Source organism: Parahoeflea halophila (assembly GCF_900220985.1).
Taxonomy (GTDB): domain Bacteria; phylum Pseudomonadota; class Alphaproteobacteria; order Rhizobiales; family Rhizobiaceae; genus Hoeflea; species Hoeflea halophila.
In genome coordinates this window covers 585,751-610,154 of the sequence record NZ_OCPC01000002.1, presented here as the reverse complement: position 1 = coordinate 610,154, position 24,404 = coordinate 585,751, and the positions used below count along the sequence as shown (strand labels likewise).

Below are 24,404 nucleotides of genomic sequence, written 5' to 3'. Positions count from 1 at the left end.
GCGGCGTTCCAGCCCTGCACCGAAACGGGCGATCCCCCTTTCAGCCGCGTTACCTCCGGTGCATCTTCTTCCTGCCGATGCCGGCAAGACTGTTTTGCTCTGTCTCATTGGGATCTTCGCCGGCTGCGTCCTTGCCGGCTTCGGGATCTTCAGCCGCCGGCAGGCGGTCTTCAGGGGGCATGTTCTCCGCACCGCTCCGGCGGTTGGATTGATCCTTCGTTTCCTTAGGTCCTGATGCGGGTTTCTCGGTCATTTGCTGTCTCCTGTCTGAAAGAACTTCCGGCTCTTCATCAAGAGTCCAACTACCTGGCTTGCTTCAAGGTTCCAGCCGGTTGGTCATTTGCTGCGCCGCTTTCACGTGGTGTCCGGCTTGTCCGCCGTCCCTTCATCGCCTGCAGGAGATGGCCGGTTCCGTTTCAACGGCTCAAGCAGCAGACGCATCTCGGCCGTGGCAGCGGAGAAGATGGCAAAGCCATTTGCCGGCACCGCTCCGGGATCCTCCTGCGCATCAGCGGGAGGCCAGTTCTCGTTCAGATCGTCGAGCAGCGCGCCGGTGTCGACATCGTGACTGGCCACGTTCAGCAGCAGCCATTGCAGGACGCGGCGTTGCGCGATCAGCCGGCCCTCGATCTCCGCGGCAGACATGTCCGGGGTTTCAAAAATTTCATCCATGATGGTGCACCCTATCTCCGTTAGTGCAGACGGGCGGACCCAGCTGTGGGACCGGCGGCCACGAATGGCGTGACTCCCCGCTGCAATCGTCAATCGCGACAGAGCACCAATGGTTCCCGTGAATTGCTCAGGAGACAGGGTTCACAAGGCGGTTCGGGGCCCTCCCGGTCACGTGTCTGGAACAAATCGACCGCGCGATTGTTGAATTCTCGAAAGGAGATCCGCAACGATGAGACTGAAGGAAAACGAGAAGTCGTTCTCGGCACACAAGGCACGGCAGGGAGAAGTCATCCTCAAGACGCCCACCCGGCGTTTTGTTTTCATTCTGGGACTGGTGGGCCTTACCCTGCTCGCAGTCACATTTGCCATCTACATACCCTGAGCCTGAGCGGTCCGCGGATCTGATTCGCCAGACCCCGGAGCTTCGGCCGGCGGGGTCATGACACCAACGCCGCCCACCCGCGATGTGCAATGACCAACGCCCTCAGACGTGCCGTTGCATGTTTCATGGCTCTGACTTTTCTTGGGATTGGCCAGATCTGCCGGCCGGGCCGGGAACATCGCAATTCTGTCACCGGGATGGGCGTCGATCCGAGCAAGCACCGGCAAACCGGCGCCTTTCCAAAGCCGCCATCCCACACGCTACAAACGAGCAAAGACGGCGTTGCCGGACCCAGCAAAAGGTTGGGCCCTGGGGCGCGGCTTTCAGCGGCAAGACTTACTCGAAAAGGAAATGGTGGAGCCAAGCGGGATCGAACCGCTGACCTCCTGCATGCCATGCAGGCGCTCTCCCAGCTGAGCTATGGCCCCGGGACGCGAAGGATCGAAGTCAAGAACCGATCCCTGCGAGTTGCCAGACACCCGAAAGTGGCGGGCAGGTGCGGCTTCATACTTCTGCTGCCGCACAAGATCAAGATGAAAAATCAATCCTTTTTGCAGTTTTGAAAACCGGCCGGCTTTCAGCGCAAAAAGGACGGCTCATCTCAGTCGTCGTCATCGTCATTGACGCCGATAATGTCGCTGACATCATCATCGTCGTCATCATCGTCATCGGCGAGGAACGTGTCATCATCGTCGTCATCGTCGAGTTCGACGTCGTCATCGATATCGGGCAGATCGTCCGACTTGCCCTTGGCCTTGGTTTCCTCGTCGGCCTCTTCCAGTGACACGACTTCCACGTCAGCCGAATCGTCCTCGACTTCCGTGACTTCCTCTTCTTCCTCTTCCTTCTCGATTACGGCAATCTTGGCCGTCTCTTCGAAGAACGAGACAGGATACGTCTTGCCCGTGTAGGGAGAGACGATCGGATCTTTGTTCAGATCGTAGAATTTGCGCCCGGATTCGGGGCAAGTGCGTTTTGTTCCAAGTTCCGGTTTTGCCACTGTCGAAGCCTCTTGAACTGGCAGGAAGACCTAGGTTGCAAGACCTGCCTTCCCGTTTCGGCGGGTCCGGACCCCTTAATGATGTTGAACGCGGCTGTCAAAGCCATTCTCAGCAAAAAACGTAGCTCTCCGGATGACGCTTTGCCGATGGCTGTGGTAGTTAGCGCTGCGCCCAAGCCACTTAGCTGGCTTTGCATCCCGACCGAATCAGCCGGAAAACTCCCATGGCCCCTGCCACCGTGCCGCTCCGCCCCGCCAAGGCCTCGAAAAGCGCCGCTCTCAAAGGCGATCTTGCGGTTCCCGGGGACAAGTCCATGTCTCACCGGGCGCTTATGCTCGGCGGGCTTGCGGCCGGAGAAACCCGGATCACCGGCCTGCTTGAGGGTGAGGACGTTCTCGCGACCGCAAGGGCAATGCAGGCGATGGGGGCCGCAATCCGCAAGGACGGCGACAGCTTCATCATCAACGGCACCGGCAATGGCTGCCTGCTGGCGCCGGAAGCCGCGCTCGACTTCGGCAATTCCGGCACCGGCTGCCGCCTGATCATGGGGCTGGTGGCGCCTTACGATTTCGAGACCCGTTTCATAGGTGACGCGTCCCTATGCAGCCGGCCGATGGCGCGGGTGCTCGATCCGCTGCGGCTGATGGGCGTTCAGGTTCAGGCAGAGGCCGGCGACCGCCTGCCGGTCACCTTGCGCGGACCGCGGACGCCCGCCCCGATCAGCTTCCGGGTGCCGGTGGCTTCGGCCCAGGTCAAGTCCGCCATACTCCTCGCCGGTCTCAACACGCCCGGCCTCACCACCGTGATCGAACCGGTGCCGACCCGCGATCACAGCGAGAGGATGCTGCAGGCCTTTGGCGCGGCACTGGAAACCGAAACCGGCGCGGACGGTGCACGCACCATAAGGCTGGAAGGCCGCGGCCGCCTGACCGGGCAGGTGATCGACGTTCCCTGCGATCCCTCGTCGGCGGCATTCCCGCTGGTGGCAGCGCTGATCGTGCAGGGTTCCGATCTCACGCTTCGCAATGTGCTGATGAACCCGGCGCGCACCGGCATGATCCTGACATTGCAGGACATGGGCGCCGACATCGAGATTCTCAATCGCCGCAGCACAGGGGGCGAGGATGTTGCCGATCTCAGGGTCCGGGCGTCGGAGCTTTCCGGCGTTGCTGTGCCGGCCGAACGGGCGGCCTCGATGATCGACGAGTATCCGGTGCTCGCCGTGGCCGCGAGTTTCGCCCGCGGCGAAACGGTGATGCAGGGGCTTTCGGAGCTGCGGGTCAAGGAAAGCGACCGATTGGCAACAATGGCGCGCGGGCTCACTCTAAACGGCGTCGACTGCACAGAAGGTGAGGACTGGCTCTCGGTGCGGGGACGGCCGGATGGCAAGGGGCTGGGAGCCCCCGCAGCAGATGGCATTGTCGCCACCCGGCTTGACCACCGCATCGCCATGAGCTTCCTTGTCATGGGCCTTGCCAGCGAACACCCGGTGCGGATCGATGATTGCGCCCTCATCGCCACCAGCTTTCCCGGTTTCATGGCGATGATGAACGGTATCGGGGCGGAGATGGCTGAGTTATGACAGAACGGACAATCGATTTTTGCTACGACCTGATCTCGCCCTTTGCCCATGTGGCGCTGGCGCGGCTTGGCGAATTGCCGGCGGATGTGACGGTGCGGCCGGTCCCGGTGCTGCTCGGTGCGATCCTCAACCACTGGGGCCAGCGCGGGCCGGCGGAGATTTCGGCCAAGCGGCTACACACCTACCGGCAATCGGTGTTCCTCGGCAGGCAGCATGGTGTCGAGATGCGGTTTCCTCCGCGCCACCCGTTCAATCCGCTGAAAGCACTGCGGCTGATGGCCGGCGCGGAGGCCGATCTCGCCACGGTTCGCCGCGGCTTCGACTTCGTGTTCTCCCAGGGCCGCGCGCCCGACACGGACGACGAGTTGCAGGCCTTTGCGGAGTTTGCCGGAATTCCGGTGCAGCTCGCCGCCGACGACACTGCCAAAGCCGCGCTGAGGGCCAATACCGATCAGGCCATCGCACACGGGGTCTTCGGCGTGCCGAGTTTCGTTTGCGACACCGCGTCGGGCCATGAAGTGTTCTGGGGCGTCGACGCCTTCGACATGCTGCGCGCCTGGCTTGACGACGACACGCTGTTTGCACGCGAGCCCTTCCGCCACCTCGACGACGTGACCATCGGAATCGAACGCAAATGAGCGCCTTGCTCTTTTTCATCAATCTCCCGGGCATTGATCTCGCTGACCGCACCGGAACGAGACAAGCCGCCTACGCGCACAGGAGCTTTACCTGATGTATTCACCGCCACAGTTCGAGGAGAAAGACGAGACCGTGCTCAGGGCGCTGATCGAGGCCCATCCGCTCGGTCTGCTGATCTCGACCGCCGGCAGCGAGGCGCTGGCCAATCCGGTGCCGTTTCTGGTGTCTGTCTCCGGTGGCGCAACGACGCTTCGTGCGCATCTGTCGAAAGCCAATCCGCAATGGCGGCATATCCGGGACGGCGCCCAGGTGCTGGTGGTGTTCCAGGGGGCCGAAAGCTATGTGACGCCGTCCTGGTATCAATCCAAGGCCGAGCACGGCAAGGTGGTGCCGACCTGGAACTACGCCATGGTGCAGGCCCGCGGCGCAGCCACCGTTCACGAGGGGGCGGAGTGGCTCGGACCGCAGGTGAGCGAGCTGACTGACCGGCAGGAGGCGCAACGTCCCGAAGCGTGGAAAGTGACTGACGCGCCGGAGAAATTTGTGGCGGCGCAATTGCGCGGTATCGTCGGCATCGAGATCGCTGTCACGGAGCTGAGCGGCAAATGGAAGGTCAGCCAGAACCGTCCGGAAGCCGACCGACGCGGCGTGCAGGCGGGGCTGGCTGCGCAAGGTGACGCGGCCATGGCCGAACTGGTCGGCCGCTATGGTGGCCAGAAGAATGACAAGGTGACGCCATGATCGCTCAAACAGTGCAGCTCGTGATCGCGCTCGACGGACCGGCCGCCGCCGGAAAAGGCACGCTGTCGCGCAAGCTGGCTGAACATTACGGGCTCCGGCACCTTGACACCGGGCTCACCTACCGTGCCACGGCCAAGGCCCTGATCGATCGCGGATTGCCGCTCGATGACGAGGATCTGGCCGCCGGGATCGCCCGCGGGCTCGAACTTTCGGGTCTCGACCGGGCGGTGCTGTCGGCACACAAGATCGGCGAGGCGGCGTCGAAAGTCGCCGTGATGCCCAAGGTGCGGCAGGCGCTGGTGGAGGCGCAGAGGGAGTTTGCCGCAACCCCGCCCGGTGCGGTGCTCGATGGCCGCGATATCGGCACCGTCGTCTGCCCGGATGCGCTGATCAAGTTCTATGTCACGGCTAGCCCGGAAGTGCGGGCCAAACGCCGCTATCAGGAGATCATCGGCCAGGGCGGCACCGCTGAACTGCCGGAAATCCTCGCGGATCTCCAGAAGCGCGACGCACGAGATGCCGGACGCGCCGATTCGCCGCTCAAGCCTGCAGCCGATGCGCACATGGTCGATACCACCGATCAGGGCATCGAGGAGGCCTTCGAGACGGCCAGGACCATCATCGACAAGGCCCTGGCCGCAGGATGAGCCTCGCTGCTACAGCGCCGCGCATCCAGTCGGATGCGCAAAACTCGCTGTAGCCCTTTGAAATGATGCATGTACGTTGTCGTTCGAATGAATCCATTTGAACGCGACATGCATTAGCTCGCAGCATCCGCCATGTCGAGAATGATGCGTCCGCGGCGGCCTTTGGTTCCCAGACGCTCAAACGCCTCACGATAGGCCGCGAGTGGAAATCGCGAATCGATCTCTGCCTTGATGCTTCCTCCGGCCACCAGCGCCGCCGCTTTGGACAGCTTGCCGGTGTCGCCCTCTTGCACGAGAAAATATCCCGTCTTCTGCCGGCGAAGCGGGTTGGCTGCGATGTCGGCAAGGTTCTTCAGCGGGTCCGCGGGAACGAAGACGCCCCTTGGCGACAGCAAATGCCGGACGTGGCGGAATTTCAACCCGTTGGAAAAGTCGAGAACGGCATCGAAAGTGCTCCCAAGCGCATCGAGGGGCTGTGTGGTGTAGTCGTAGACCGCCTCGGCGCCCAGACCTCTGACAAAATCCTGCTGGCCGGGACCTGCGGTGGCAGACACTCTCAGGCCGCGGAACTTCGCATATTGCAGGGCGAAGACCCCGACGCCGCCGCTGGCGCCGTTGATCAGCAATGACTGGCCGGCCGCAAGCCTGGCGATGTCGTCGATCAGTGCGAGGCTGCTGTTGCCGGCAATGGCGATACTGGCCGCCTGTTCGAAGGAGAGACCCTCCGGGATCGCGGCGGTGCAATTCTCATTCACATTGAGAACCTGCTGATGGGTTTTCGGCCCCTTCATCAGGCTCGTGTAGCCGAAGATGCGATCGCCCTTGCGGTAGCGTCCGCTTGCCTCCTCCACGGTGCCGGCAAATTCCAGTCCGGTCTTCACCGGTCCGCGCGCGCCGTAGAGTTTCAAGAACAGATCATAGGCGCCGGCGGCCATGTCCTGATCGGTCGGATTTACCGTGGCTGCGGCCACCCGGACCCGCACCTCTCCGGGCTTCGGTACCCCTGGCTCGGCCAGATCCGCCAGCCGCAGCGCCTTGTTCTCACATATGAGAGCCTTCATTTCGCACTCCATTCAGTCATTGATAGGTCAGTTGACCTATTTAATAGGTCGCTTGACCCAAAATGCAAGTGCTGTATTTGTGTGTGTATAATTTTTGGAGCCAATCGATGTCGAAAGCCGAACTGAAGCGGCAATTCATTCTGGAGCAGACGGAAGCACTGCTCGTCCGTGAGGGAGGCGCCGGCCTGAGCATGCGCAAGGTGGCCGATGCCTGCGGGATCAGCCTGGGCAACCTGCAATATCATTATGCGACCCGTGAGGCCCTGCTCGAGGCGCTGCTTGCATCCTTCATCGCCAGCTATGGTGCGCTCGTCCAGGACCGGCCGTTTCAGCCGAGCGGCGACCTTCGGCGGGATCTGTCCGAACTTGTCAGCAGCGGCCTTGAATTGCTGGACGAGACCCAGGCGTCCCGCGTCTTCAAGGAGCTCTGGGCCGCAGCGCAACAGTCCGGCAGTCTGGCCAGGGAAATGACGCGATACTACCGCGAGCTGGCAGGCTTTTATGCGCAAACTCTCAGATCGCTCGATCCGGCGGCGGACGGGGACAGGATCAACCGGGCGGTGTCGGTATTGATGCCGCTTTTCGAAGGCTTTTGCGTGACCCGCAGCGCGCTGCCGCAGGACAGGAATGAGCTGGCCCAGATCTGGGCCACGGCAATCCATGCGACGCTGATTGACGCAGACCAAGCCCCGCACTTGCGAGAGGCCACCTAAATAGGTATAGAGGCCGCGTCCGAAGCTGCCCGCGTCCCCTGGATGCTGCGCTCGAACACTGAACGAAAGCCAGCGAGCCTGTCCCGCGCCGTACACGTCCCGCCTCCAGGAGGTCTGGGACAGACAGGCATCGCCGGTCCGAACAACACCAGCCAGGCGCATCCGACCGCTTGCCATGGGCACGGTCACCAGGAGAATTCATGTCTAACACTGAAACCATGACAGAGGATTTCGCATCCCTGTTCGCTGAATCCATTGCCACGCAGGACCTCGCCGAAGGCTATGTCGCCAAGGGCACCGTGATGGCCATCGAGAAGGACGTCGCCATCATCGACGTCGGTCTCAAGGTCGAAGGCCGCGTGCCGCTGAAGGAATTCGGCGCCAAGGCAAAGGACGGCACGCTCAAGGTCGGCGACGAAGTCGAAGTCTATGTCGAGCGCATCGAAAACGCCCTGGGCGAAGCCATGCTGTCGCGCGAGAAGGCTCGCCGCGAGGAAAGCTGGGTCCGTCTGGAAGAGAAGTTCAACGCGCAGGAGCGCGTCGAAGGTGTCATCTTCAATCAGGTCAAGGGCGGCTTCACCGTCGATCTGGACGGCGCCGTGGCCTTCCTGCCGCGTTCGCAGGTCGACATCCGTCCGATCCGCGACGTCTCCCCGCTGATGCACATCCCCCAGCCCTTCGAAATCCTCAAGATGGACAAGCGCCGCGGCAACATCGTTGTCTCGCGCCGTACCGTTCTCGAGGAAAGCCGTGCCGAACAGCGTTCGGAAATCGTGCAGAACCTCGAAGAAGGTCAGACCGTCGAAGGCATGGTCAAGAACATCACCGACTACGGTGCGTTCGTTGATCTTGGCGGCATCGACGGCCTGCTGCACGTCACCGACATGGCCTGGCGCCGCGTCAACCATCCGTCGGAAATCCTGTCGATCGGCCAGACCGTCAAGGTCCAGATCATCCGCATCAACCAGGATACACACCGCATCTCGCTGGGCATGAAGCAGCTGGAAAGCGATCCGTGGGATGGCATCGGCGTCAAGTACCCTGCCGGCAAGCGCATCACCGGGACCGTGACCAACATCACCGATTACGGCGCCTTCGTCGAGCTGGAGCCAGGCATCGAAGGCCTGATCCACGTGTCGGAAATGTCCTGGACCAAGAAGAACGTGCACCCCGGCAAGATCCTGTCGACAACGCAGGAAGTCGACGTGGTCGTTCTCGAAGTCGACCCCAACAAGCGCCGCATTTCGCTCGGTCTCAAGCAGACGCTGGAGAATCCGTGGGACGTGTTCGCACAGAGCCACCCTGCCGGCACCGAAGTCGAAGGCGAAGTCAAGAACAAGACCGAATTCGGCCTGTTCATCGGCCTCGAAGGCGATGTCGACGGCATGGTTCACCTCTCCGACCTCGACTGGAACCGTCCGGGCGAGCAGGTCATCGAGGAATACAACAAGGGCGACATGGTCAAGGCCGTCGTGCTTGACGTCGACGTCGACAAGGAACGCATCTCGCTGGGCATCAAGCAGCTCGGCCGTGATGCGATCGGCGATGCAGCCGCCTCCGGCGAACTGCGCAAGAACGCTGTGGTCTCCGCCAAGGTGACTGCGATCACCGACGGTGGCCTCGAAGTGGTTCTGGTTGATCACGAAGACCTGTCTTCGTTCATCCGCCGCTCCGACCTGTCGCGTGACCGTGACGAGCAGCGCCCCGAGCGCTTCTCGGTCGGCCAGACGGTCGACGCCCGCGTCACCAGCTTCTCCAAGAAGGACCGCAAGGTCGGCCTGTCGATCAAGGCGCTGGAAATCGCCGAAGAAAAGCAGGCAGTCGCACAGTTCGGCTCGTCCGACTCGGGCGCATCGCTCGGCGACATTCTCGGTGCTGCGCTCAAGAAGCAGAACAGCGACGACTGATCCTTCCCGGATCTGACGTCTGACACACGAACCCGCCGGAGCGATCCGGCGGGTTTTTTGATGGCTGTCCTTGACGAAGGCAAGGCGCGGGCACACTTCTTTCTCATGCACCTGACCGACAGATTGCGGCTTTCTTTAAAGCAGGGAAACGATCCGCTTGATGCCTTCGCCTACGAGGCCCGGCAGGAAGCCGCCGAAGCGCTCGGCCACATCGGCAGGAAGCTCGAGGAAGCACTGGCCGCGCTCAGGCGCCACGACGAGACCCCGTCACCGAACCGCGACCGCGAAGACCTGCTTCAGGAGGCCGCCGACCGGACCCAGGCGCTGATCATCCAGCGCGAGGCCTTCGGGCTCTACGCCTCCCGCGACGTCCAGACCTTCTACAAAATTCCCCCCGAAGTGATGGCCCGCATCGGCATTGTCAGGCCCGGCCGCTGATATTTCAAACTGCGGCGAGGGGGGAGAAATCACCGGCGTCCCCCATTACCGTCATCCCGGACCTGATCCGGGATCCAGCGGCGCCCGCTTCTGCGGGCGCGCGAAACACTTTGTTAAAAACCGAGATGCGGCAATGGCTTACCGGCTGGCGGACGCTCGCCTGCTGGACGCCGGATCGGGGTCCGGAATGACGGAGCCTCTGGGCATTGATGAGAAACCATCCACCCATTTCATCCCCACCTTCCACACATGTGTCATGATTTTTCTGCTCCCGCTGCCGGATGGATCCTCCAACGTATCGGACCAGGTGGGAGGAATGCCTTTCGGGGTCTGCGGTAACTTGCGGCAGGGCCTTGAAGGAGGCGGTGGCCATCGTGGCTCCGCTGGCAGCCGGTTGCCCGCAAGGAACAACCGGCCAAGCCAGCCACCGGGCCGGGATCGCATCCGGGCCGCGCTTCACGGCGGGGCCGGTTCTGCATCAGGCAGGATCAACGATGCGGCACCGGAACGGGCCTGTGGCGGATTTGCGGTCTCATGACCCCAACCCCGTGCCGGACCACGAAAATCATCTCCCGCGGCCGGTCCAGGCCGCGGCCGGAGCAATCCGGGCGGGGCTCTTGTCCCGGGAATGCGAGGTGCCGCCTGTCGGATGCGGACATCATCCGGCGAAATTCGGGCCGTGCGCAGGCTGCGCCACCGTTTTACTCATTCCAGAGGCAAAGCCCGCGTGCGGCCCTCCGGACTGGCATCTGCAAATCCCGGCGACACCCTCGCGCGGCAATGCACCGGCACATCCGTGCCAGACATGCAGCCGCGCATTCCCGTAGACGGATCAGTAGCCGCCGACGATCGGCAGGATTTCACCCGTGATGTAGCTCGCCGTTTGCGGCGAGGCGAGAAAGACAAAGGCGGGCGCAATTTCCTCAGGCTGCGCCGGGCGCTTCATCGGCGCCTGCGTGCCGAAACTCTCGACCTGGTCGTCGGGCCGGTCCGAGGGGTTGAGCGGGGTCCAGACCGGACCCGGTGCGATGCAATTGACGCGGATGCCGCGCGGCATCAGGTTGGACGCCAGCGCGCGCGTGTAGGCGTGGATGCCGCCCTTGGTCATTGAGTAGTCGACGAGCGCGCCTGAGCCGTCGATCCCGGTTGTCGAACCGGTGTTGAGAATCGCCGCGCCGCGCCCGAGATGAGGCAGCGCCGCCTTGCACATGTTGAAATAGCCGTAGAGATTGGTTTTCAGCGTCTCGTCGAAATGCTCGTGTGTGAGGTCGTCGAAATCGAAGGCGTGAAACTGGAAGGCGGCGTTGTTGACCACGACATCGAGCCGGCCGAACGCCTGCACCGTCTTCTCGATCGCCGCCTCGCACTGGCCGCGATCGCGGACGTCACCGGAAATCGCGATGCAGCGCCGTCCCTCGTTCTCGACCATTGCCCGGGTGGTTTCGGCATCCTCGTGCTCGGAAAGGTAATGGATGGCAACGTCGGCGCCCTCGCGCGCGAACAGGACCGCAACCGCCCGGCCGATGCCCGAATCGCCCCCGGTGACGATCGCGGCGCAGCCTTCGAGCTTGCCCGAACCGCGATAATACGGCGCGTCATACATTGGTGCGGGATCGAGCGCGTGCTCCTGCCCGGGCTTGCGCTGGTGCCGCTGTGGGAAAGGCGGCACGGGATACTCGCGCGCCCCGGCCTGCATGGCTCCGGAACCGCTCTCGCCGGATGCCGCATCAGCGGCATCGACCTGATCCTGCACTGCGCGCTGTGCGCGAACGGCGTCGTCGACAGATTGGTTGTTGGGCATCTCGTTCTCCCGATTGCATGGTTTCGGGCCAACGGTGCAAAGATGAATTGGTTCCGGGCGACAGCGGTCCGCAGCAGACAGGCGGCCCGGACTGGAGCCTAGCTATGAGCAAAAATGTCGGTTTCTTCCCAGCCCAGGAGATCAAGCTTGGCGCGGGTCGGCAGAAACTCGAAACAGGCTTTCGCATGCGCCTCGCGCCCGTCGCGCTTGAGCCGTTCGGTCAGCTTTTCAGTAAGCGCATGCAGGTGCAGCACGTCGGATGCCGCATAGTCGAGCTGCGCCTGTGACAGCGTCTCGGCGGCCCAGTCGGAGGATTGCTGCTGCTTGGAAAGATCCACCTCCAGCAGCTCGCGGGTGACGTCCTTGAGGCCGTGGCGGTCGGTGTAGGTGCGGGTCAGACGCGAGGCGATCTTGGTGCAGAAAACCGGCGTCGTGGTGACGCCGAAGGTGTGAAACAGCACCGCAATGTCGAAACGGCCGTAATGAAACAGCTTGCGCTGCTTCCGGTCCTTGAGCAGGGCCACCAGGTTCGGCGCACGCTTCTGGCCGGCGGCGATCTGGATCACGTCGGCCGAGCCGTCGCCGGGCGAGAGTTGCACCACGCAGAGCCGGTCACGGCGCGGCACCAGGCCCAGGGTTTCGGTATCAACCGCAATGTCGCCCGTGTAAAACGCCATTGCCTGTTCGGAGAGATCGCCCTTGTGGGTGCGGATTTCAGCCATTGCGAGAGCATTCCTGTTGTTGAGGCATTCCGTGGGCTAGGTCCTGTGCACAGTTAGCCCGGGAAAGACCGGGCGGGCAACAAAACGGCCGGGCAATTTTCTGCCCGGCCGCTGAGAGTTTCGCTTTTATCCGAAAGCGTTCCCTGCCTCAGTAGGGGCAGGTGTTGTCGGACATGTAGTCGTGAACCGTGATCTTGCCGGCGATGATGTCGGCCTTGGCGGCTTCGACGGCAGCCTTCATGTCGTCATCGACCAGGGGCGCGTTGTTTTCGTCCATGGCGTAGTCGACGCCGCCTTCGGCCAGACCGAGCGAGCTGAAGCCATAGGTGAACTCGTCGTTCATGGCATCCATGAAAGCGTTGTAGACGGCCACGTCGACGCGCTTGACCATCGAGGTGAGAACCTTGCCCGGCTGCAGCCCGTTCTGGTTCGAATCCACACCGATGCCGAGCTTGCCGGCGTCAGCCGCTGTCTGCAGCACACCGATGCCGGTGCCGCCGGCGGCCGCATAGACGACGTCGGAGCCCTGGTCGATCTGCGACTTGGTGATTTCACCACCCTTGACCGGGTCGTTCCAGGCGTCAGGCGTGGTGCCGGTCATGGCTTCGAGAACCTTGGCGTCGGGATTGGTGGCCATGACGCCGCCCTTGTAGCCGCAGGAAAACTTGCGGATCAGCGGAATGTCCATGCCGCCGATGAAGCTGACGGTGCCGGTCTCGGACGCCTTGGCGGCCATCACGCCGACCAGGTAGGAACCTTCCTGCTCCTTGTAGACCACCGAACGGACATTCGGCGCGTCGACCACCATGTCGATGATGGCGAAATCGGTGTCCGGATAGTCCGCTGCGATCTTTTCAAGCGCAGCACCCCAGGAGAAGCCGGCCATGACGATCGGGTTGTTGCCGTCCTTGGCGAAACGGCGGAGCGCCTGCTCGCGCTGCGCGTCATTGGCGATCTCGAAATCGCGGTAGTCGATGCCGGTCTCGGCCTTGAACTTCTCGGCGCCGTTATAGGCGGCCTCGTTGAAGGATTTGTCGAACTTGCCGCCGAGGTCATAGATGATAGCCGGCTTGATGTCGGCGGCCATGGCGGTCGCCGACATGGCGGCCATAGCGAGGAAGCTCAAAAGCGTGCGTTTCATTGTTTGCAGCCCTGTAGGTTACTTGTTGATCTTGTTTGGTCCTCCCGCATGCCCGGTTGGGCAGACCTGCGGAATGTGCCGGTCCCTGGAAGACCGGAAGGGCGTATCCTTGCATGGCTTTTGCGAAAAATCCAACGCCGATTTGCGCCCCTCGCAGATAACCCTGACTGTCCTTGCGTCAGCTTCCCGGGCCCGGGGCCGGTCGCGGTTCACACCGGCTCGGGGAATTGGACACCGGTGCCCCTGGTTGCCGCCGGGGCGCCGGGATTGCGGGCGGCGTGCTGCTGGTGGCTGGCTTCGGCATAGTAAAACGCCGCGATGGGAGCAATTTCGGTGACGACGGTGCCCGTATGCCCGGCCTGCTTCAGCGCAGCCTGATAGGCCTGCTTCGCCGCGTGCGCCCGGGTCAGCTGCTGCTCATTGCTGGTAAACAGCGCCGAGCGGAAAAAAGTGCCGATGTCATTGCCCTGGCGCATCGACTGGGTCGGATCGTGGCGTTCGAAGAACAGCTTCAGCAAGGCGCCATAGCTGATCCGTTCAGGATCGAAGACCACCATCACCGTCTGTGCATGCCCGGTCAGGCTGGAGAGCACTTCTTGGAGAGTCGGGTTGGGCGTGAAGCCACCGGCATAGCCCGCTGCGGTGACGTGGACACCGGGCAAGGGCCAGAACAGCTTTTCGGCTGCGGTAAACCGGCCCATGGCGAAATAGGCGGTCTCGAACCCAGCTGGGAAAGGCGGCTTGAGCGGAATCTTGCTGACAAGATGCGTGGCCGCGGTCTCCACCGGCTCGCCGCGGCCGGCGAGCGCTTCGGCAGCCGTCGGCATGGTGGTCTTGCGCTCAAACATCTCGACAAGAAACATGGTCTTTTATCCTCACCCGCATCAGGCAGGCTATACTTGCCGGCAAACAGACGAACCGGCTACGCTGCAGCTTGCGAGCTTAGGCACCGGAAGGGTCCGGGGCAACCGACCCTTTTCTCGCCCTGCCGGCCGAAGACCGGGTTGCCCGGCTTTTTGAAGCCGCAGTCTTCAGGCCGCGAACCGGCCCGCCGGGTTCCGCCGGCGGTAGCCGGAAAGGTAGAACAGCAGCGAAAGGCCCAGAAAAACGGCCGCTGCCGGCTGCGCGAGAACCCAGAGCACGCCGTCATCCCAGACCCAGGCCGCAAGATGGCGGGTGAAAAGATCCTCGACGAAATCCAGCGTGTCGGGACTGTTGAGGCTCCAGGTTTCGATCAGCGGCGTCAGCACCACTTCGCCCGCCGCCACTGTCTGGATCGCGTCGACCAGGCCTGCCAGCACCGCAAACACCAGAAAAATCAAACTTATAACGCGCGCGACCAGTCGCATGCAGCCCTCCAGCCAGATAGGTGTGCCTGAGCGGTCCGTTGACCGGAAGCCCTGCCCAGACCCGTGACATAGAGAGGCAAAATCATTGATGCAATGGCCAATGCATGTCGCGTTCAAACGGAACAATTTGGACGGTACCATACATGCATCATTTCATGGTGTTGCAGCAACCTTTGCGCCTCCGATTGGATGCGCGGCGATGTTGTTGGCGGCAACAGCCCGGGCCGGCAGCAAAATAGTCGTCACAAAGCCTGAAATAGCGGTTGCCAAGGCAAGCGTCTTGACTATAGTGCCGCCCGATCCGGACCGGTGAAACCTGATGCGTCGTCATCAGCTTCCAGCGGCAGGGCGACCGCCTTCAAGGCGGCCGGCATGGCCGGGTACTTGCCCGAAACACGGATATGCGGAGAGGTGGCCGAGTGGTCGAAGGCGCACGCCTGGAAAGTGTGTAGGCGGGAAACCGTCTCGAGGGTTCGAATCCCTCTCTCTCCGCCATCACCCCATTTTTGACGATTTGAACGGGTCGCCTTAGCGGCCCTTTTTCTTTGTTTTATTGAGTTTATTTGCAGATTGTGATTACGCTGGATTTCTTTCGATTGCGCTTGTACTCTTTCCTTGTGTGGTACGAAGTGTGGTATATTCAATGGCACTCACGGGCAAGCTGACTAAGAAGCTGGTGGAGAATCTTGGCGCTGGGCGGCACGGAGATGGTGGCGGGCTGTATTTGGTTGTTGATCCATCTGGCGCGCGCCGGTGGATTGTGCGGGTGGTGGTCAAGGGCCAGAGGAATACTAAGGGTGCGCCACTTAGAACGGACTTTGGCTTGGGCGGCTCGGATGTTGTGACGCTTAACCAAGCGCGCGAACGGGCGCTGGAATATCGACGGATGGCAAAGCAGGGCTTGAATCCAAGATTTAATGCCAGCCGTGAGATACCCACTTTTCAGGAAGTTGCTCAACAAGTTCATATTGACAGAATGCCGACTTGGAAGAATGCCAAGCACGGGGCGCAATGGATTAACACCTTACGCGACTATGCCTTTCCCAAGATCGGGCGGATGCCCGTGGATAGCATTGGCCAGCCAGAGGTGCTGATGTGTCTCTCACCAATCTGGACGGAAAAGCAAGAAACCGCGCGACGTTTAGCGCAACGGGTCAAAATCATTTTGGACGTAGCCAAGTCCAAGGGCTTTCGGTCGGGAGAAAACCCGGTAACTGCCATTCACGATGCGCAAGTTTTGCCAAAGGTGAAGCCCAAGCCAAAACACCATAAGGCGATGAAGTGGCAGGACGTACCCACCTTCTATACTGATTTGAAAACTCGCGAAGCAATGGCGGCAAAGGCGCTGATGTTCACTTGCCTGACCGGATCACGCACAGGCGAGGTTTTGGGTATGCGCTGGGAAGAAATAGATTTTGGGGCGCGGCTTTGGCTCTGTCCTGCCGAGCGTATGAAAGGCGGCGTTTTACACCGAGTTCCCTTAACCGATGAAATGCTAGCAATCATCGAACCCTTGCGCGCAATGCAATCTGATTATGTGTTTGAAGGACAGAAACGGCACAAGCCTTTGTCGAATATGGCCATGCTGATGCTTTTGCGCCGAATGCAGGTTGAAGAAGTCACCGTGCATGGGTTCAGGTCCACATTCCGCGATTGGGCCTCAGAAGCAGCAAGCGCCCCGCGCGAGGTTGCAGAAATGAGCTTGGCGCATAAAGTTGGCTCCGATGTGGAGCGAGCCTATGCGCGGTCAGATTTGTTGGAAAAGCGGCGATTGTTGATGGCGCGCTGGTCGGGGTTTGTCTGCGGCGATAGCGGAAAGGTCGTGAGAATTGGTTGAGGAGAGCATTACTTTTCTGACCTCTGTAGAGTTGCCGACACATTGCTTTGTTTCTGAGGCGGTTGAGTGGGCTGCATTGGGGCGCGTACCTCAGGCAGAATGGACAGAAGACCGCCATTCATATGAGCGAGTAGACTACCGTTTTTATTGGCGCGAAATGCCTGATGACCTAGAACCGTCATTTGTAATCCCATGGTTTGAAAGGCCGGAATTTGAATCGCTGGGTATTCCCGTTGACGAAGAATATTTTGGAGCCGCTGAAAAATGCTTCATGCAGGATGTGCGCGAGCTTCCCGCCAAGATCTCAGAATATGAGGCAAAAGAATCCGTCATGGTGGAAAGAGATGACGGCACGTCATTCAATCTCTGGGAAGAAGAAGCCGAAAGATGTCGAAAACTGTTTGCGGAGTTGGAGCCGCTTCAAGCGATTGTCGACAGCACTGAGGCTCAGTTCCGGATCCACTTTGAAGTAGCCTGGGCCAAGCTTTTTCAATTGCTGGCAAACGGTGAAATAGAATGTACCGCGATTGATTTCGACCGCTGGGATAATTGTGTTGAGCGAGAAGAATTTGAAGAGGCTGCACAATTTGAATTGATTATGGCATCGTCCATCCCTCTTAACTTTGACTGGAAACAGAACAAGATCAAAATTGGAGCGAGAAATTTTGCCGCGCTCAGAGTTCGTACGGATCATGTTCTGAAGCACAGGGAGTTCCTGCTCCCAAAGCCGAAACCTGTGACTTTGGGGCAGTTCGGCTCTTTCTTTGTTTCGTCGAACACGGATAGACCAGCCGCTAGACGCAAGCGTGGGCGTCCTCACGAGGTTAACTGGGGTGACCTAAGAGAGCACTTGGCGAATTTGGTTGAAGGTGGCTTGGCTCCAAATACCAAAGAAAGCTGCATCTACGAACTGATTGCATACGCGGAAAAAGAACTAGGAAAGTCTCCAAGCCGCAGCTCTGTCCAACGGAACTTGAACAAAGAACTGAACTTGGTTTATGCCCAAAATTAGATAGCCCTCAATGGGCATTATAGGCGACATATGCGGCGGGCTTTTCGGGCTGATTTCAGCCTTATCCGAACCAAGCGAACGACACATACTTCTCACCTACGCAATCGTACAAGGGTGAAAGTATGGAAAGCATATTCGAGCAAAGCCGGAACTATGTTCTTGGCGACCCTGAGCTTGAAATCATCGGTGACCGCGACAAACTTGCCCAATGGCGGCATAAAAACATGGGGCCAGCGTTTTACCGCCTTGGTCGCAAGATCATCTATCGCGGCGCTGACCTGAACGCTTGGGCAGAGGCAAGCCGGGTTGATCCCGGCAAAGATGGCCGCACCTGATGGTCAAGCGCGCTTCATCGCGCAAAGTCAAAATCCATAGCCAGTACACTTATGAGCAGGCGGCGCATCTGCTGGGCGTTTCAGTGCAGACAATACGGTTGTGGCGGCAATCTGGGCTTGTCGTTTTAGACAGCCAAAAGCCGCATTTGATCTTGGGTTTTGCACTTAAAGATTTTCTCAACAACAGGTCCAAAAAATCCAAACGCCATTTGGCGCGGGATCAATTCCTTTGCATGGCCTGTAACGCCCCCCGGTCGGCCTATGGTGGCATGGCTGACTATCTGCCCTACACCGCAACGCGGGGTAGATTGGAGGCGCTGTGTGAGGTCTGCCAAGGGGCATGTGGCAAGTTCGCCAGCCCGAGCCTTTGCGCAGAATTGACCCCAATCCTGACCATCGAAACACGCGATAGGAAAAGACCCTAAAGGAACCTGTCAAACCTAGCGTGAAGCATAACTTCCACCCACCCTCTGAATCAGGTGGATTTAATGGTCAAAGCGGGCCTATACGCAGCGATACAAGGATGAATGACAATGCCCCGATATCTTGAAGAGAACGAGCGGATCAAGCACGACTACGCCACCTATTTGCGTCATGCAAAAGGCCAGGACGATGCGTCGATTGACAAAGCGCGGGCGGCAATCCGGCGATTTGAGGAAAGCACCAAATTCAAGCCCTTCAAAAAGTTCCATCGGCAACAGGCGGCAGATTTCAAGGATTTTCTGGGCAAGCAGAAGAACGTCAAAACGGGTAAGCCCCTGGGGTTTTCGACCGTGGATTCCACTTTGCGCTTGGTCAAAGGCTTTTTTCACTGGCTAGTCAGCCGTCCTGGGTTCAAACGGGTGCTGACCTATGCCGATGTGGAATATTTCAACAACACCCTAAAGGCGGGGCGGGTGGCGCATACACAGCGCCAAATCCCCTACCCTTCAATGCAGCAAGCCGCCCATGCGTTTCAGGCGATGCCATTCGAGACTGAGTTCCAGAAACGCGACAAGGCGCTGTTTGCGTTCTTTATGTTGACTGGCGCTAGGGATGGTGCCGTGGCATCACTTAAGCTCAAGCATGTGAATATTGACCTTGGCCATGTATTCCAAGACGCCCGCGAGGTGAACACGAAAGCGGCCAAAGCGATCCATTGTCAGTTCTTCCCGGTCGATGCCGCCTATCGCAACTGTCTCGCGGCTTGGGTGACTTATTTAAGCGAGGTCAAACTGTTTGGTCCAGAGGATGCTTTGTTCCCCAAGGCGAAGGTGGGTGTGGTTGACGGGCACGGCTTTGCCAATCTGGGGTTGGCGCGAGAAGGCTATTCCAATGCTGCCAAGCTGAACACGATCATCCGCGCCGCTTTTGCCGCCGTCCAGATGCCGCAATATACCCCCCATGCCTTTCGCAAAACCCTGACGCATTATGGGAGTGACGTTTGTCCGAACCCCGAAGCGTTCAAGGCTTGGTCAATGAATTTGGGGCATGAGAAAGTCGCCACCACCATTAATTCATACCTGCCTGTCACAACCGAGCGGCAAATGGAATTGATCCGCAATATGAGGCGCTAGAGGAAAGCGGATCGACAGGTCTATGCAAGAGGACCTCCAATGGACTAAAGGTAAAACAAGCGAATCCACTGACGCCAAAAATCCGCCAGACCCGAGTTGGCGACGCAGCGACGGTTAGGCCGTGCCGCACAAGGCCTTGATCGAACCCCTTGTGGTTGCCAAGGTCACGCAATGGGCGCTCTAATTGGGACATGTCGGTTAAGAACAGATTTGGCCGCAGGCCGCTCCCCAGACTAGGTAACGCACCGTTGAAAATGACCATGATAATGCCCAGCTCAAAGCTCAATACCGTGATAGCGATGACGATCGCATTCACCTTGAGCTTTGCCGCCGTGCCGCCGACCTACTCGGCCGAACCGGTTCCTAAGGGCAACCGCAACGCCCGCCAGCCCGACATACCGGGTGCATCCAAGCGCCGCACCGAGGCGACCAAGTCGACGTTCGATGCGAAATACGAAAAGATCCGCGATCTGATCGCCGACGACGCCAAGCTCCGGCGGAAAATCCGGTCGGTTTCGAAGGCGTACAAGATCGACCCGATTCACATCGTCGGGGCACTGGTCGGCGAGCACACCTACAATGTCGATGCCTATGACCGGCTTCAAACCTATTACGTCAAGGCCATCTCCTATGCCGGAGAGAGGTTTCGCTTCGAGTATGATGGCGAAAGCGTTCTCGATTTCGTCAAACGTCCCGAGTTCGAGAACTGCAAGGAAAATTTAGGCTCGGCCGAGCTGTGGACCTGCCGCGAGGAAGTCTGGGAAAAGACCTTTCGCGGCAAGAAGGTATCCGGCGACTCCTTCCCGGACGACCGGTTCGGCGCGGTGTTCTTCCAGCCATTCTATGCCGGGCAGACCTTCGGGCTGGGCCAGCTCAACCCGCTGACGGCCCTCATGCACACGGATCGCGTCAACAAGGTTTCAAGGCTGAGAAAACTCGATGCCGGCAATGCCGCCGAAGTCTACAAGGCGATCATGGAGCCGGATTCCACCTTGGCCTACATGGCGGCGTCGATTGCCGAATCGATCGAGAACTACCGGGACCTGGCCGGATTCGACATTTCCGGAAATCCCGGGCTGACAGCGACCTTGTACAATGTCGGCAACAGCCTGCGCCGGGCCGAGGCACTGGGCGCGGAGAACGAAAAGCGGAAGAAGCGCGGCCTGAAACCGAAGCCTCCGACCGAAAATTACTATGGCTGGCTGGTCAACCAGCATGAAGACGAGCTGCGCGAGATCATAGAGCGTTGACCAGGTCACGCTGCAGCAGCTGGCCTTTCAAGCTTACTAAGACGGCTTTTGATTACGCAAGGTTCCTTTTGGAAATTGCTAGACCCCATCCCGAAGCTGGCTGTATCAATCGATCTGCTTGTCCGACGGAGATTAGTAACTTTGGATCGCTGATCGCTGGACCAGACCGCCATCTATTTGAGGAGCGAGGGCCATTGCGGTGCAGCGTGCTGTCGAGTGAGAGGTTACTCCGCTGCTAAGGGAAGTGCGAAGCCACCGCTCAGGCCTTGGGCCACAACACGGGCAACGGCCTCTGCTAAATTGGGCGGCACAGCGTTTCCAAGTTGCCGGTATTGAGCACTACGCGATCCTGCCAAGCTGTACTGCTCCGGGAACGTCTGTATTGCTATACACTCATCAACTGTCAGGCGTCTAAGACGAGCAGGCGCATTGCCAGTGCGCGGCTTTCCGCCTGCCATGAGGTGTCGGTGGTACTCCTCAACATAGCTCGGTTGGCCATCAAAAATCTCCGCCTCATCGACTATGGGGGTTTTATTGCCCCCCATTGAGGCTGGGAGTGTCGTTGCCCATTTGTTAGATGGCAGCGGCCGACCGGCACCATTAAACAGCATTCCTGCGTACGGCGACTTCCGCATAATTGGGCTACGGGCGAACGTAATCTTTGCTGCGCACGTACGGGAGTTTGATTTCGACCCTGCAGGTCCCAAAGAACGCACAACCTCTGCAATTGTCTTAGGGGTCGATTTCTGCGCGAGTAGTTCAGCCTCAATGAAAGACCGGAGGTTATCATCACTGCCCAAGAATTCATTCTTGCGCAGGCCAACCAAAAACATCCTTTCCCTGATTTGCGGAACGCCAAACTCCGTTGCATTTAGTACGACGATTGCAACACGGTAAGATTCCCGTGCGCGTGCAAGAAGGGCTTCTCGCACACCACCCCACTTCGTGAGTACCGCGAGTGCTTTGACATTTTCGCAAACGAATGCCCTTGGCTTCAATACGTCAACCACGTCCATGAAGGAGTGGATGAGTTGACTACGCACGTCATCGGGGTCCATCTTCCCAGCCACTGAGAAGCCTTGACAGGGCGGACCACCAAAAACAAGATCGATTGGTGTTTCGCCTGTCCTCTTCCGTGTATCAAGGTCAAGCAGGTTGCCCCTTGCGATCTCTCCTGGATGATTGAGTCTATATGTAGCACAGGCGTCTGCATCGATGTCGTTTGCCAAGAGGATGTTGAATCCCGCCCGTGCAAATCCAACATCCATGCCCCCGGCACCAGAGAACAGCGATACAGCAGAAAATGCGTTGCGACGGTCCTGCATATGTATCCTCTCGGTGGTTCGGCAAAGTCGGAATGTCACGGATAGCCCAATGAGCAAGACAAATCTAGCCTCATGTGACTCATAGTCCGTAGACTTATAGTCTGCAAAGACACTACCGATCGACGCATGGAGTCATTGGATTCATTTCTTGTGCAGACATTTGCCCGCAACCTCAAACGGCTGCGATCTAAGGCCGGCATGTCGCAGGAGGAGCTTGCGCTTAAGAGTGGCCTCGACCGAACGTACGTAAGCGGGTGCGAGCGCGGAGTTAGAAACCCTTCACTAGTATCCGTTGAAAAAGTTGCTTCTGCTCTGGGTGTCAGGGTGGAAGAACTGTTCGTAGGTGCCTCATGAGTTATGAAGTACGCGCAGCGATTCGAAGTATGCTGTTACCGGTTGTCTCTGCTCGCGAGATAGAGTTTCTAGCCGAAGTGAGCCGCAGTCTTGACGCAATTGGTGTAGCGGATGGTAAGGCAAATTGGATTAACCTCCAACTTCGTCAATGGAAGAGATCTGGTTCGCCAACGCCCGTGTTCAACAACTTCGTTCGCAACTTGCTCTTTGACCCGACCCGTGACCCCGTCACCTACATGTTCGACAGCGTTGTTGGCCCGAACGGCTCAGCTTATAGCGACGCCGCAAGGCTCGCCTCAGTGAATTTCTTCGACCTTCAATCCACCTTGATCAACAATCACCTCCTACCGCATGATGCGGCCCGTCAGATTCTATCTCACGTTGGTATGATTGCTCGCCTGGCGGTGGAAGAGAAGATGACCGCGTCTGAGATAAGTCGTCTCATTACAGTTAGAGACAATCGCTTCTCACTCAACTGGAGAGCTGTGCATGCCATCCTGACGAAGATAGGCACTGCGCCTGTCCTTGATCTGCCTACGGCTAGCGGCATATATGCAGAAGATACAGAGGCTGAGCCTGAGCTTCTTGGTGACCTGAGCATAGTAGGAAGCATAGACCGTGTAGCCGAAATTGCTGATAGTCTTGGATGCAAAGGCGAATTCACCGTCTGGCTTAATGACCTTTTCGTCAACGATATTCATGCTCCCTACCTTCTTCTGCTTCACTACCAACTTATTATACAGGCCAAATTCGATCACGCGGTCACCTACGCTTACGAATTTAAGCCGCGTGGCCAAATAGCAGACTGGCTTACGGAGCAGTATATTGCAGCGGGAATACCTGTGGCCCGAAATGCATTCTTGAACAATGCAAAGGCTACGCTTAGATTTGATAGTGTATGGGTAACAGGCAGGACAGATCATCTCCGGTCGGCAACAGCCCTTGCTAACATTCTCGAAACGATTGAAAACCTTGGATCTCTGGTAAAGGACGAACTGGCCGCTCAGATCAGAGGCCTACTGCATCGTTACATTCGAGTGGAATCGGAGCGGAATGACGGTGTACTTCCTCTACTCATACCCGCACTTTCCCACGCCCAAGCCGTCAGCCTCCTCACGGCAATCGGTGCAGGGAATAGCTCTACTACAGGCATACTTGAGCAAAGGCTGGTGGACTGTTTTGGCCTAAAACTCCATCCTACGGCTGCTCACTGGTCTGCGAAAGGGATAGGAGACTCCGTTTTCGCCGCAAACACGTTTCGGAAGAAGCTTGGCGACATCGAGTTTGAGCTTCCGGTACGTCCGCATCCTCAGATCATTGCTTACGAATCTCATGGGGGACGCTTATCCAGACCATACGTTATGGACCATCTTGACTCATTTGCGTACGTACTGGCGGCACGGGAAGAGGAACTACAAACAATAGCGCCACTGGCCGACTGGTCCTTTACTGTCGTGTTCGTCGCGCATGCATTTGAAGGCAATCTGCCGGCGGTGGTAGTCGTCAAGGGATGTAACGTAAATTTGCGGTACGAGACGTTTGCCGACGTTGCAAATCAGCTGAGCGACGCCCAAGATCTTGTCATAATCAACTCATATTTGATCTCACCGCTGAACAGTGGGTTTGTACACCCCAACGTCCGTCGTCAAGCGCATAGATTTATTTAGCTGGAATTTGCCCTAGCGGGCAGAATTGCATGCGGAGCGAGTTCCAGTGCCGACAGAGAATTGTCGACAATTAGGTGGTGGGTCAACTTTAAGGTTGGTGTGGTATTTTTTGTGGTACAATTTTGTTTGCAGATATTTTTTTCGTTATATATCAAATAATTAATTAGATAATTCTAAAGACTCTCTCTCCGCCATTTGTTTCTTTATGACCTCCAGCAACCGTTCTGTGTTCATGGCTTGGCCAACTCCTCAAACGAAGGGCCATTCTTCAG

Annotated in this window: 26 protein-coding genes and 2 tRNA genes; 17 read left to right on the top strand and 11 right to left on the bottom strand. The window is 58.8% G+C overall.

Annotated elements, in window-relative coordinates; translation table 11 throughout:
- Nucleotides 1-49 precede the first annotated feature (49 nt).
- Together CRO46_RS10290 and CRO46_RS10285 are read right to left on the bottom strand one after the other, a co-directional pair.
- Nucleotides 50-253 (bottom strand): hypothetical protein, encoded by a 204-nt coding sequence (locus CRO46_RS10290; RefSeq protein WP_097107535.1) that lies wholly within the window; start codon nt 251-253, stop codon nt 50-52.
- A gap of 101 nt (nt 254-354) precedes the next feature.
- Entirely contained in the window at nt 355-672 is a 318-nt protein-coding gene (locus tag CRO46_RS10285) for a hypothetical protein (protein ID WP_097107533.1), read from the bottom strand.
- Between the two features lie 229 nt (nt 673-901).
- Here CRO46_RS10285 and CRO46_RS19955 point away from each other — a divergent pair, with 229 nt between their 5' ends.
- Complete coding sequence (locus tag CRO46_RS19955; RefSeq protein WP_097107531.1) at nt 902-1,054, top strand: hypothetical protein; 153 nt, start codon at nt 902-904, stop codon at nt 1,052-1,054.
- 352 nt (nt 1,055-1,406) lie between these two features.
- On the opposite strand, the gene CRO46_RS10270 is transcribed toward CRO46_RS19955, so the two are convergent.
- Nucleotides 1,407-1,482: transfer RNA gene (locus tag CRO46_RS10270), tRNA-Ala, on the bottom strand.
- Between the two features lie 173 nt (nt 1,483-1,655).
- Complete coding sequence (locus CRO46_RS10265; protein WP_097107528.1) at nt 1,656-2,054, bottom strand: TIGR02300 family protein; 399 nt, start codon at nt 2,052-2,054, stop codon at nt 1,656-1,658.
- Between the two features lie 224 nt (nt 2,055-2,278).
- Between CRO46_RS10265 and aroA the strand changes: the two genes are divergently transcribed.
- The 4 genes from aroA to cmk all read left to right on the top strand — a co-directional run bounded on the left by aroA (nt 2,279) and on the right by cmk (nt 5,664).
- Complete coding sequence (aroA, locus tag CRO46_RS10260) at nt 2,279-3,637, top strand: 3-phosphoshikimate 1-carboxyvinyltransferase (protein WP_097107526.1); 1,359 nt, start codon at nt 2,279-2,281, stop codon at nt 3,635-3,637.
- On the top strand, nt 3,634-4,275 hold the full coding sequence (locus tag CRO46_RS10255; RefSeq protein ID WP_097107524.1) for a 2-hydroxychromene-2-carboxylate isomerase: 642 nt from the start codon (nt 3,634-3,636) through the stop codon (nt 4,273-4,275). The genes aroA and CRO46_RS10255 overlap by 4 nt, the downstream gene beginning before the upstream one ends.
- 94 nt (nt 4,276-4,369) lie before the next feature.
- A complete protein-coding gene (locus tag CRO46_RS10250; RefSeq protein ID WP_097107522.1) occupies nt 4,370-5,017 on the top strand; it encodes an FMN-binding negative transcriptional regulator in 648 nt (215 codons plus the stop codon).
- On the top strand, nt 5,014-5,664 hold the full coding sequence (gene cmk, locus CRO46_RS10245; protein ID WP_097107521.1) for a (d)CMP kinase: 651 nt from the start codon (nt 5,014-5,016) through the stop codon (nt 5,662-5,664). The genes CRO46_RS10250 and cmk overlap by 4 nt, the downstream gene beginning before the upstream one ends.
- 113 nt (nt 5,665-5,777) lie before the next feature.
- Here cmk and CRO46_RS10240 read toward each other — a convergent pair whose 3' ends face one another.
- Nucleotides 5,778-6,725 carry an NAD(P)-dependent alcohol dehydrogenase gene (locus CRO46_RS10240; RefSeq protein WP_179759011.1) on the bottom strand — a complete coding sequence of 316 codons (948 nt, stop codon included), beginning with the start codon at nt 6,723-6,725 and terminating at the stop codon, nt 5,778-5,780.
- Nucleotides 6,726-6,832: 107 nt separating this feature from the next.
- Between CRO46_RS10240 and CRO46_RS10235 the strand changes: the two genes are divergently transcribed.
- From CRO46_RS10235 to CRO46_RS10225, 3 genes are all read left to right on the top strand, one after another.
- Nucleotides 6,833-7,438: a TetR/AcrR family transcriptional regulator gene (locus tag CRO46_RS10235; RefSeq protein ID WP_179759010.1), complete on the top strand. Its 606-nt coding sequence runs from the start codon at nt 6,833-6,835 to the stop codon at nt 7,436-7,438.
- 200 nt (nt 7,439-7,638) lie between these two features.
- The gene (gene rpsA / locus CRO46_RS10230) at nt 7,639-9,345 is read left to right on the top strand and encodes a 30S ribosomal protein S1 (protein WP_097107510.1); all 1,707 of its coding nucleotides are present in this window, start codon (nt 7,639-7,641) and stop codon (nt 9,343-9,345) included.
- A gap of 60 nt (nt 9,346-9,405) precedes the next feature.
- Nucleotides 9,406-9,783, top strand: a complete 378-nt coding sequence (locus CRO46_RS10225) for a DUF6665 family protein (protein WP_244577841.1) — start codon at nt 9,406-9,408, stop codon at nt 9,781-9,783.
- Nucleotides 9,784-10,615: 832 nt separating this feature from the next.
- Here CRO46_RS10225 and CRO46_RS10215 read toward each other — a convergent pair.
- The 5 genes from CRO46_RS10215 to CRO46_RS10195 all read right to left on the bottom strand — a co-directional run bounded on the left by CRO46_RS10215 (nt 10,616) and on the right by CRO46_RS10195 (nt 14,796).
- Complete coding sequence (locus CRO46_RS10215; RefSeq protein WP_097107501.1) at nt 10,616-11,584, bottom strand: SDR family oxidoreductase; 969 nt, start codon at nt 11,582-11,584, stop codon at nt 10,616-10,618.
- A gap of 98 nt (nt 11,585-11,682) precedes the next feature.
- Entirely contained in the window at nt 11,683-12,306 is a 624-nt protein-coding gene (locus tag CRO46_RS10210; RefSeq protein ID WP_097107497.1) for a ribonuclease D, read from the bottom strand.
- Between the two features lie 148 nt (nt 12,307-12,454).
- On the bottom strand, nt 12,455-13,447 hold the full coding sequence (locus CRO46_RS10205) for a BMP family lipoprotein (protein WP_097107493.1): 993 nt from the start codon (nt 13,445-13,447) through the stop codon (nt 12,455-12,457).
- 209 nt (nt 13,448-13,656) lie between these two features.
- A complete protein-coding gene (gene msrA / locus CRO46_RS10200; RefSeq protein ID WP_097107487.1) occupies nt 13,657-14,310 on the bottom strand; it encodes a peptide-methionine (S)-S-oxide reductase MsrA in 654 nt (217 codons plus the stop codon).
- A gap of 168 nt (nt 14,311-14,478) precedes the next feature.
- A complete protein-coding gene (locus tag CRO46_RS10195) occupies nt 14,479-14,796 on the bottom strand; it encodes a hypothetical protein (protein ID WP_097107484.1) in 318 nt (105 codons plus the stop codon).
- Nucleotides 14,797-15,201: 405 nt separating this feature from the next.
- Here CRO46_RS10195 and CRO46_RS10190 point away from each other — a divergent pair.
- From CRO46_RS10190 to CRO46_RS10160, 7 genes are all read left to right on the top strand, one after another.
- Nucleotides 15,202-15,291 (top strand) — tRNA-Ser (locus CRO46_RS10190).
- Between the two features lie 148 nt (nt 15,292-15,439).
- Nucleotides 15,440-16,633, top strand: a complete 1,194-nt coding sequence (locus tag CRO46_RS10185; RefSeq protein ID WP_097107481.1) for a tyrosine-type recombinase/integrase — start codon at nt 15,440-15,442, stop codon at nt 16,631-16,633.
- Nucleotides 16,626-17,645 carry a hypothetical protein gene (locus CRO46_RS10180; protein ID WP_143438986.1) on the top strand — a complete coding sequence of 340 codons (1,020 nt, stop codon included), beginning with the start codon at nt 16,626-16,628 and terminating at the stop codon, nt 17,643-17,645. Before CRO46_RS10185 ends, CRO46_RS10180 begins: the two co-directional genes overlap by 8 nt.
- A gap of 122 nt (nt 17,646-17,767) precedes the next feature.
- A complete protein-coding gene (locus tag CRO46_RS10175) occupies nt 17,768-17,980 on the top strand; it encodes a MerR family transcriptional regulator (protein WP_097107476.1) in 213 nt (70 codons plus the stop codon).
- The gene (locus tag CRO46_RS10170; protein ID WP_097107475.1) at nt 17,980-18,405 is read left to right on the top strand and encodes a helix-turn-helix domain-containing protein; all 426 of its coding nucleotides are present in this window, start codon (nt 17,980-17,982) and stop codon (nt 18,403-18,405) included. Before CRO46_RS10175 ends, CRO46_RS10170 begins: the two co-directional genes overlap by 1 nt.
- A 108-nt stretch (nt 18,406-18,513) precedes the next feature.
- Nucleotides 18,514-19,536, top strand: a complete 1,023-nt coding sequence (locus CRO46_RS10165) for a site-specific integrase (RefSeq protein WP_097107472.1) — start codon at nt 18,514-18,516, stop codon at nt 19,534-19,536.
- Nucleotides 19,537-19,835: 299 nt separating this feature from the next.
- Nucleotides 19,836-20,786, top strand: a complete 951-nt coding sequence (locus CRO46_RS10160; RefSeq protein WP_244577857.1) for a DUF1402 family protein — start codon at nt 19,836-19,838, stop codon at nt 20,784-20,786.
- A 224-nt stretch (nt 20,787-21,010) separates the two neighbouring features.
- On the opposite strand, the gene CRO46_RS10155 is transcribed toward CRO46_RS10160, so the two are convergent.
- Nucleotides 21,011-22,111, bottom strand: coding sequence for a DNA cytosine methyltransferase (locus CRO46_RS10155; protein ID WP_097107466.1), 1,101 nt, complete (start codon nt 22,109-22,111; stop codon nt 21,011-21,013).
- A gap of 126 nt (nt 22,112-22,237) precedes the next feature.
- On the opposite strand from CRO46_RS10155, the gene CRO46_RS10150 reads away from it, so the two are divergent.
- Both CRO46_RS10150 and CRO46_RS10145 read left to right on the top strand, forming a co-directional pair.
- On the top strand, nt 22,238-22,465 hold the full coding sequence (locus CRO46_RS10150) for a helix-turn-helix domain-containing protein (RefSeq protein ID WP_097107462.1): 228 nt from the start codon (nt 22,238-22,240) through the stop codon (nt 22,463-22,465).
- A complete protein-coding gene (locus CRO46_RS10145) occupies nt 22,462-24,132 on the top strand; it encodes a hypothetical protein (RefSeq protein ID WP_097107460.1) in 1,671 nt (556 codons plus the stop codon). The genes CRO46_RS10150 and CRO46_RS10145 overlap by 4 nt, the downstream gene beginning before the upstream one ends.
- The last annotated feature ends 272 nt before the right edge of the window (nt 24,133-24,404 follow it).

What these genes read in the sequence shown, in the direction of transcription:
- CRO46_RS10165 (WP_097107472.1), top strand. Translation starts at nt 18,514, where the DNA reads ATGCCCCGATATCTTGAAGAGAACGAGCGGATCAAGCACGACTACGCC.
- CRO46_RS19955 (WP_097107531.1), top strand. Translation starts at nt 902, where the DNA reads ATGAGACTGAAGGAAAACGAGAAGTCGTTCTCGGCACACAAGGCACGG.
- CRO46_RS10250 (WP_097107522.1), top strand. Translation starts at nt 4,370, where the DNA reads ATGTATTCACCGCCACAGTTCGAGGAGAAAGACGAGACCGTGCTCAGG.
- msrA (WP_097107487.1), bottom strand. Translation starts at nt 14,310, where the DNA reads ATGTTTCTTGTCGAGATGTTTGAGCGCAAGACCACCATGCCGACGGCT.
- CRO46_RS10215 (WP_097107501.1), bottom strand. Translation starts at nt 11,584, where the DNA reads ATGCCCAACAACCAATCTGTCGACGACGCCGTTCGCGCACAGCGCGCA.
- CRO46_RS10170 (WP_097107475.1), top strand. Translation starts at nt 17,980, where the DNA reads ATGGTCAAGCGCGCTTCATCGCGCAAAGTCAAAATCCATAGCCAGTAC.
- CRO46_RS10195 (WP_097107484.1), bottom strand. Translation starts at nt 14,796, where the DNA reads ATGCGACTGGTCGCGCGCGTTATAAGTTTGATTTTTCTGGTGTTTGCG.
- CRO46_RS10240 (WP_179759011.1), bottom strand. Translation starts at nt 6,725, where the DNA reads ATGAAGGCTCTCATATGTGAGAACAAGGCGCTGCGGCTGGCGGATCTG.
- CRO46_RS10145 (WP_097107460.1), top strand. Translation starts at nt 22,462, where the DNA reads ATGAGTTATGAAGTACGCGCAGCGATTCGAAGTATGCTGTTACCGGTT.
- rpsA (WP_097107510.1), top strand. Translation starts at nt 7,639, where the DNA reads ATGTCTAACACTGAAACCATGACAGAGGATTTCGCATCCCTGTTCGCT.
- CRO46_RS10185 (WP_097107481.1), top strand. Translation starts at nt 15,440, where the DNA reads ATGGCACTCACGGGCAAGCTGACTAAGAAGCTGGTGGAGAATCTTGGC.
- CRO46_RS10285 (WP_097107533.1), bottom strand. Translation starts at nt 672, where the DNA reads ATGGATGAAATTTTTGAAACCCCGGACATGTCTGCCGCGGAGATCGAG.
- cmk (WP_097107521.1), top strand. Translation starts at nt 5,014, where the DNA reads ATGATCGCTCAAACAGTGCAGCTCGTGATCGCGCTCGACGGACCGGCC.
- CRO46_RS10255 (WP_097107524.1), top strand. Translation starts at nt 3,634, where the DNA reads ATGACAGAACGGACAATCGATTTTTGCTACGACCTGATCTCGCCCTTT.
- CRO46_RS10155 (WP_097107466.1), bottom strand. Translation starts at nt 22,111, where the DNA reads ATGCAGGACCGTCGCAACGCATTTTCTGCTGTATCGCTGTTCTCTGGT.
- CRO46_RS10290 (WP_097107535.1), bottom strand. Translation starts at nt 253, where the DNA reads ATGACCGAGAAACCCGCATCAGGACCTAAGGAAACGAAGGATCAATCC.
- CRO46_RS10210 (WP_097107497.1), bottom strand. Translation starts at nt 12,306, where the DNA reads ATGGCTGAAATCCGCACCCACAAGGGCGATCTCTCCGAACAGGCAATG.
- aroA (WP_097107526.1), top strand. Translation starts at nt 2,279, where the DNA reads ATGGCCCCTGCCACCGTGCCGCTCCGCCCCGCCAAGGCCTCGAAAAGC.
- CRO46_RS10235 (WP_179759010.1), top strand. Translation starts at nt 6,833, where the DNA reads ATGTCGAAAGCCGAACTGAAGCGGCAATTCATTCTGGAGCAGACGGAA.
- CRO46_RS10160 (WP_244577857.1), top strand. Translation starts at nt 19,836, where the DNA reads ATGACGATCGCATTCACCTTGAGCTTTGCCGCCGTGCCGCCGACCTAC.
- CRO46_RS10225 (WP_244577841.1), top strand. Translation starts at nt 9,406, where the DNA reads ATGGCTGTCCTTGACGAAGGCAAGGCGCGGGCACACTTCTTTCTCATG.
- CRO46_RS10175 (WP_097107476.1), top strand. Translation starts at nt 17,768, where the DNA reads ATGGAAAGCATATTCGAGCAAAGCCGGAACTATGTTCTTGGCGACCCT.
- CRO46_RS10205 (WP_097107493.1), bottom strand. Translation starts at nt 13,447, where the DNA reads ATGAAACGCACGCTTTTGAGCTTCCTCGCTATGGCCGCCATGTCGGCG.
- CRO46_RS10150 (WP_097107462.1), top strand. Translation starts at nt 22,238, where the DNA reads ATGGAGTCATTGGATTCATTTCTTGTGCAGACATTTGCCCGCAACCTC.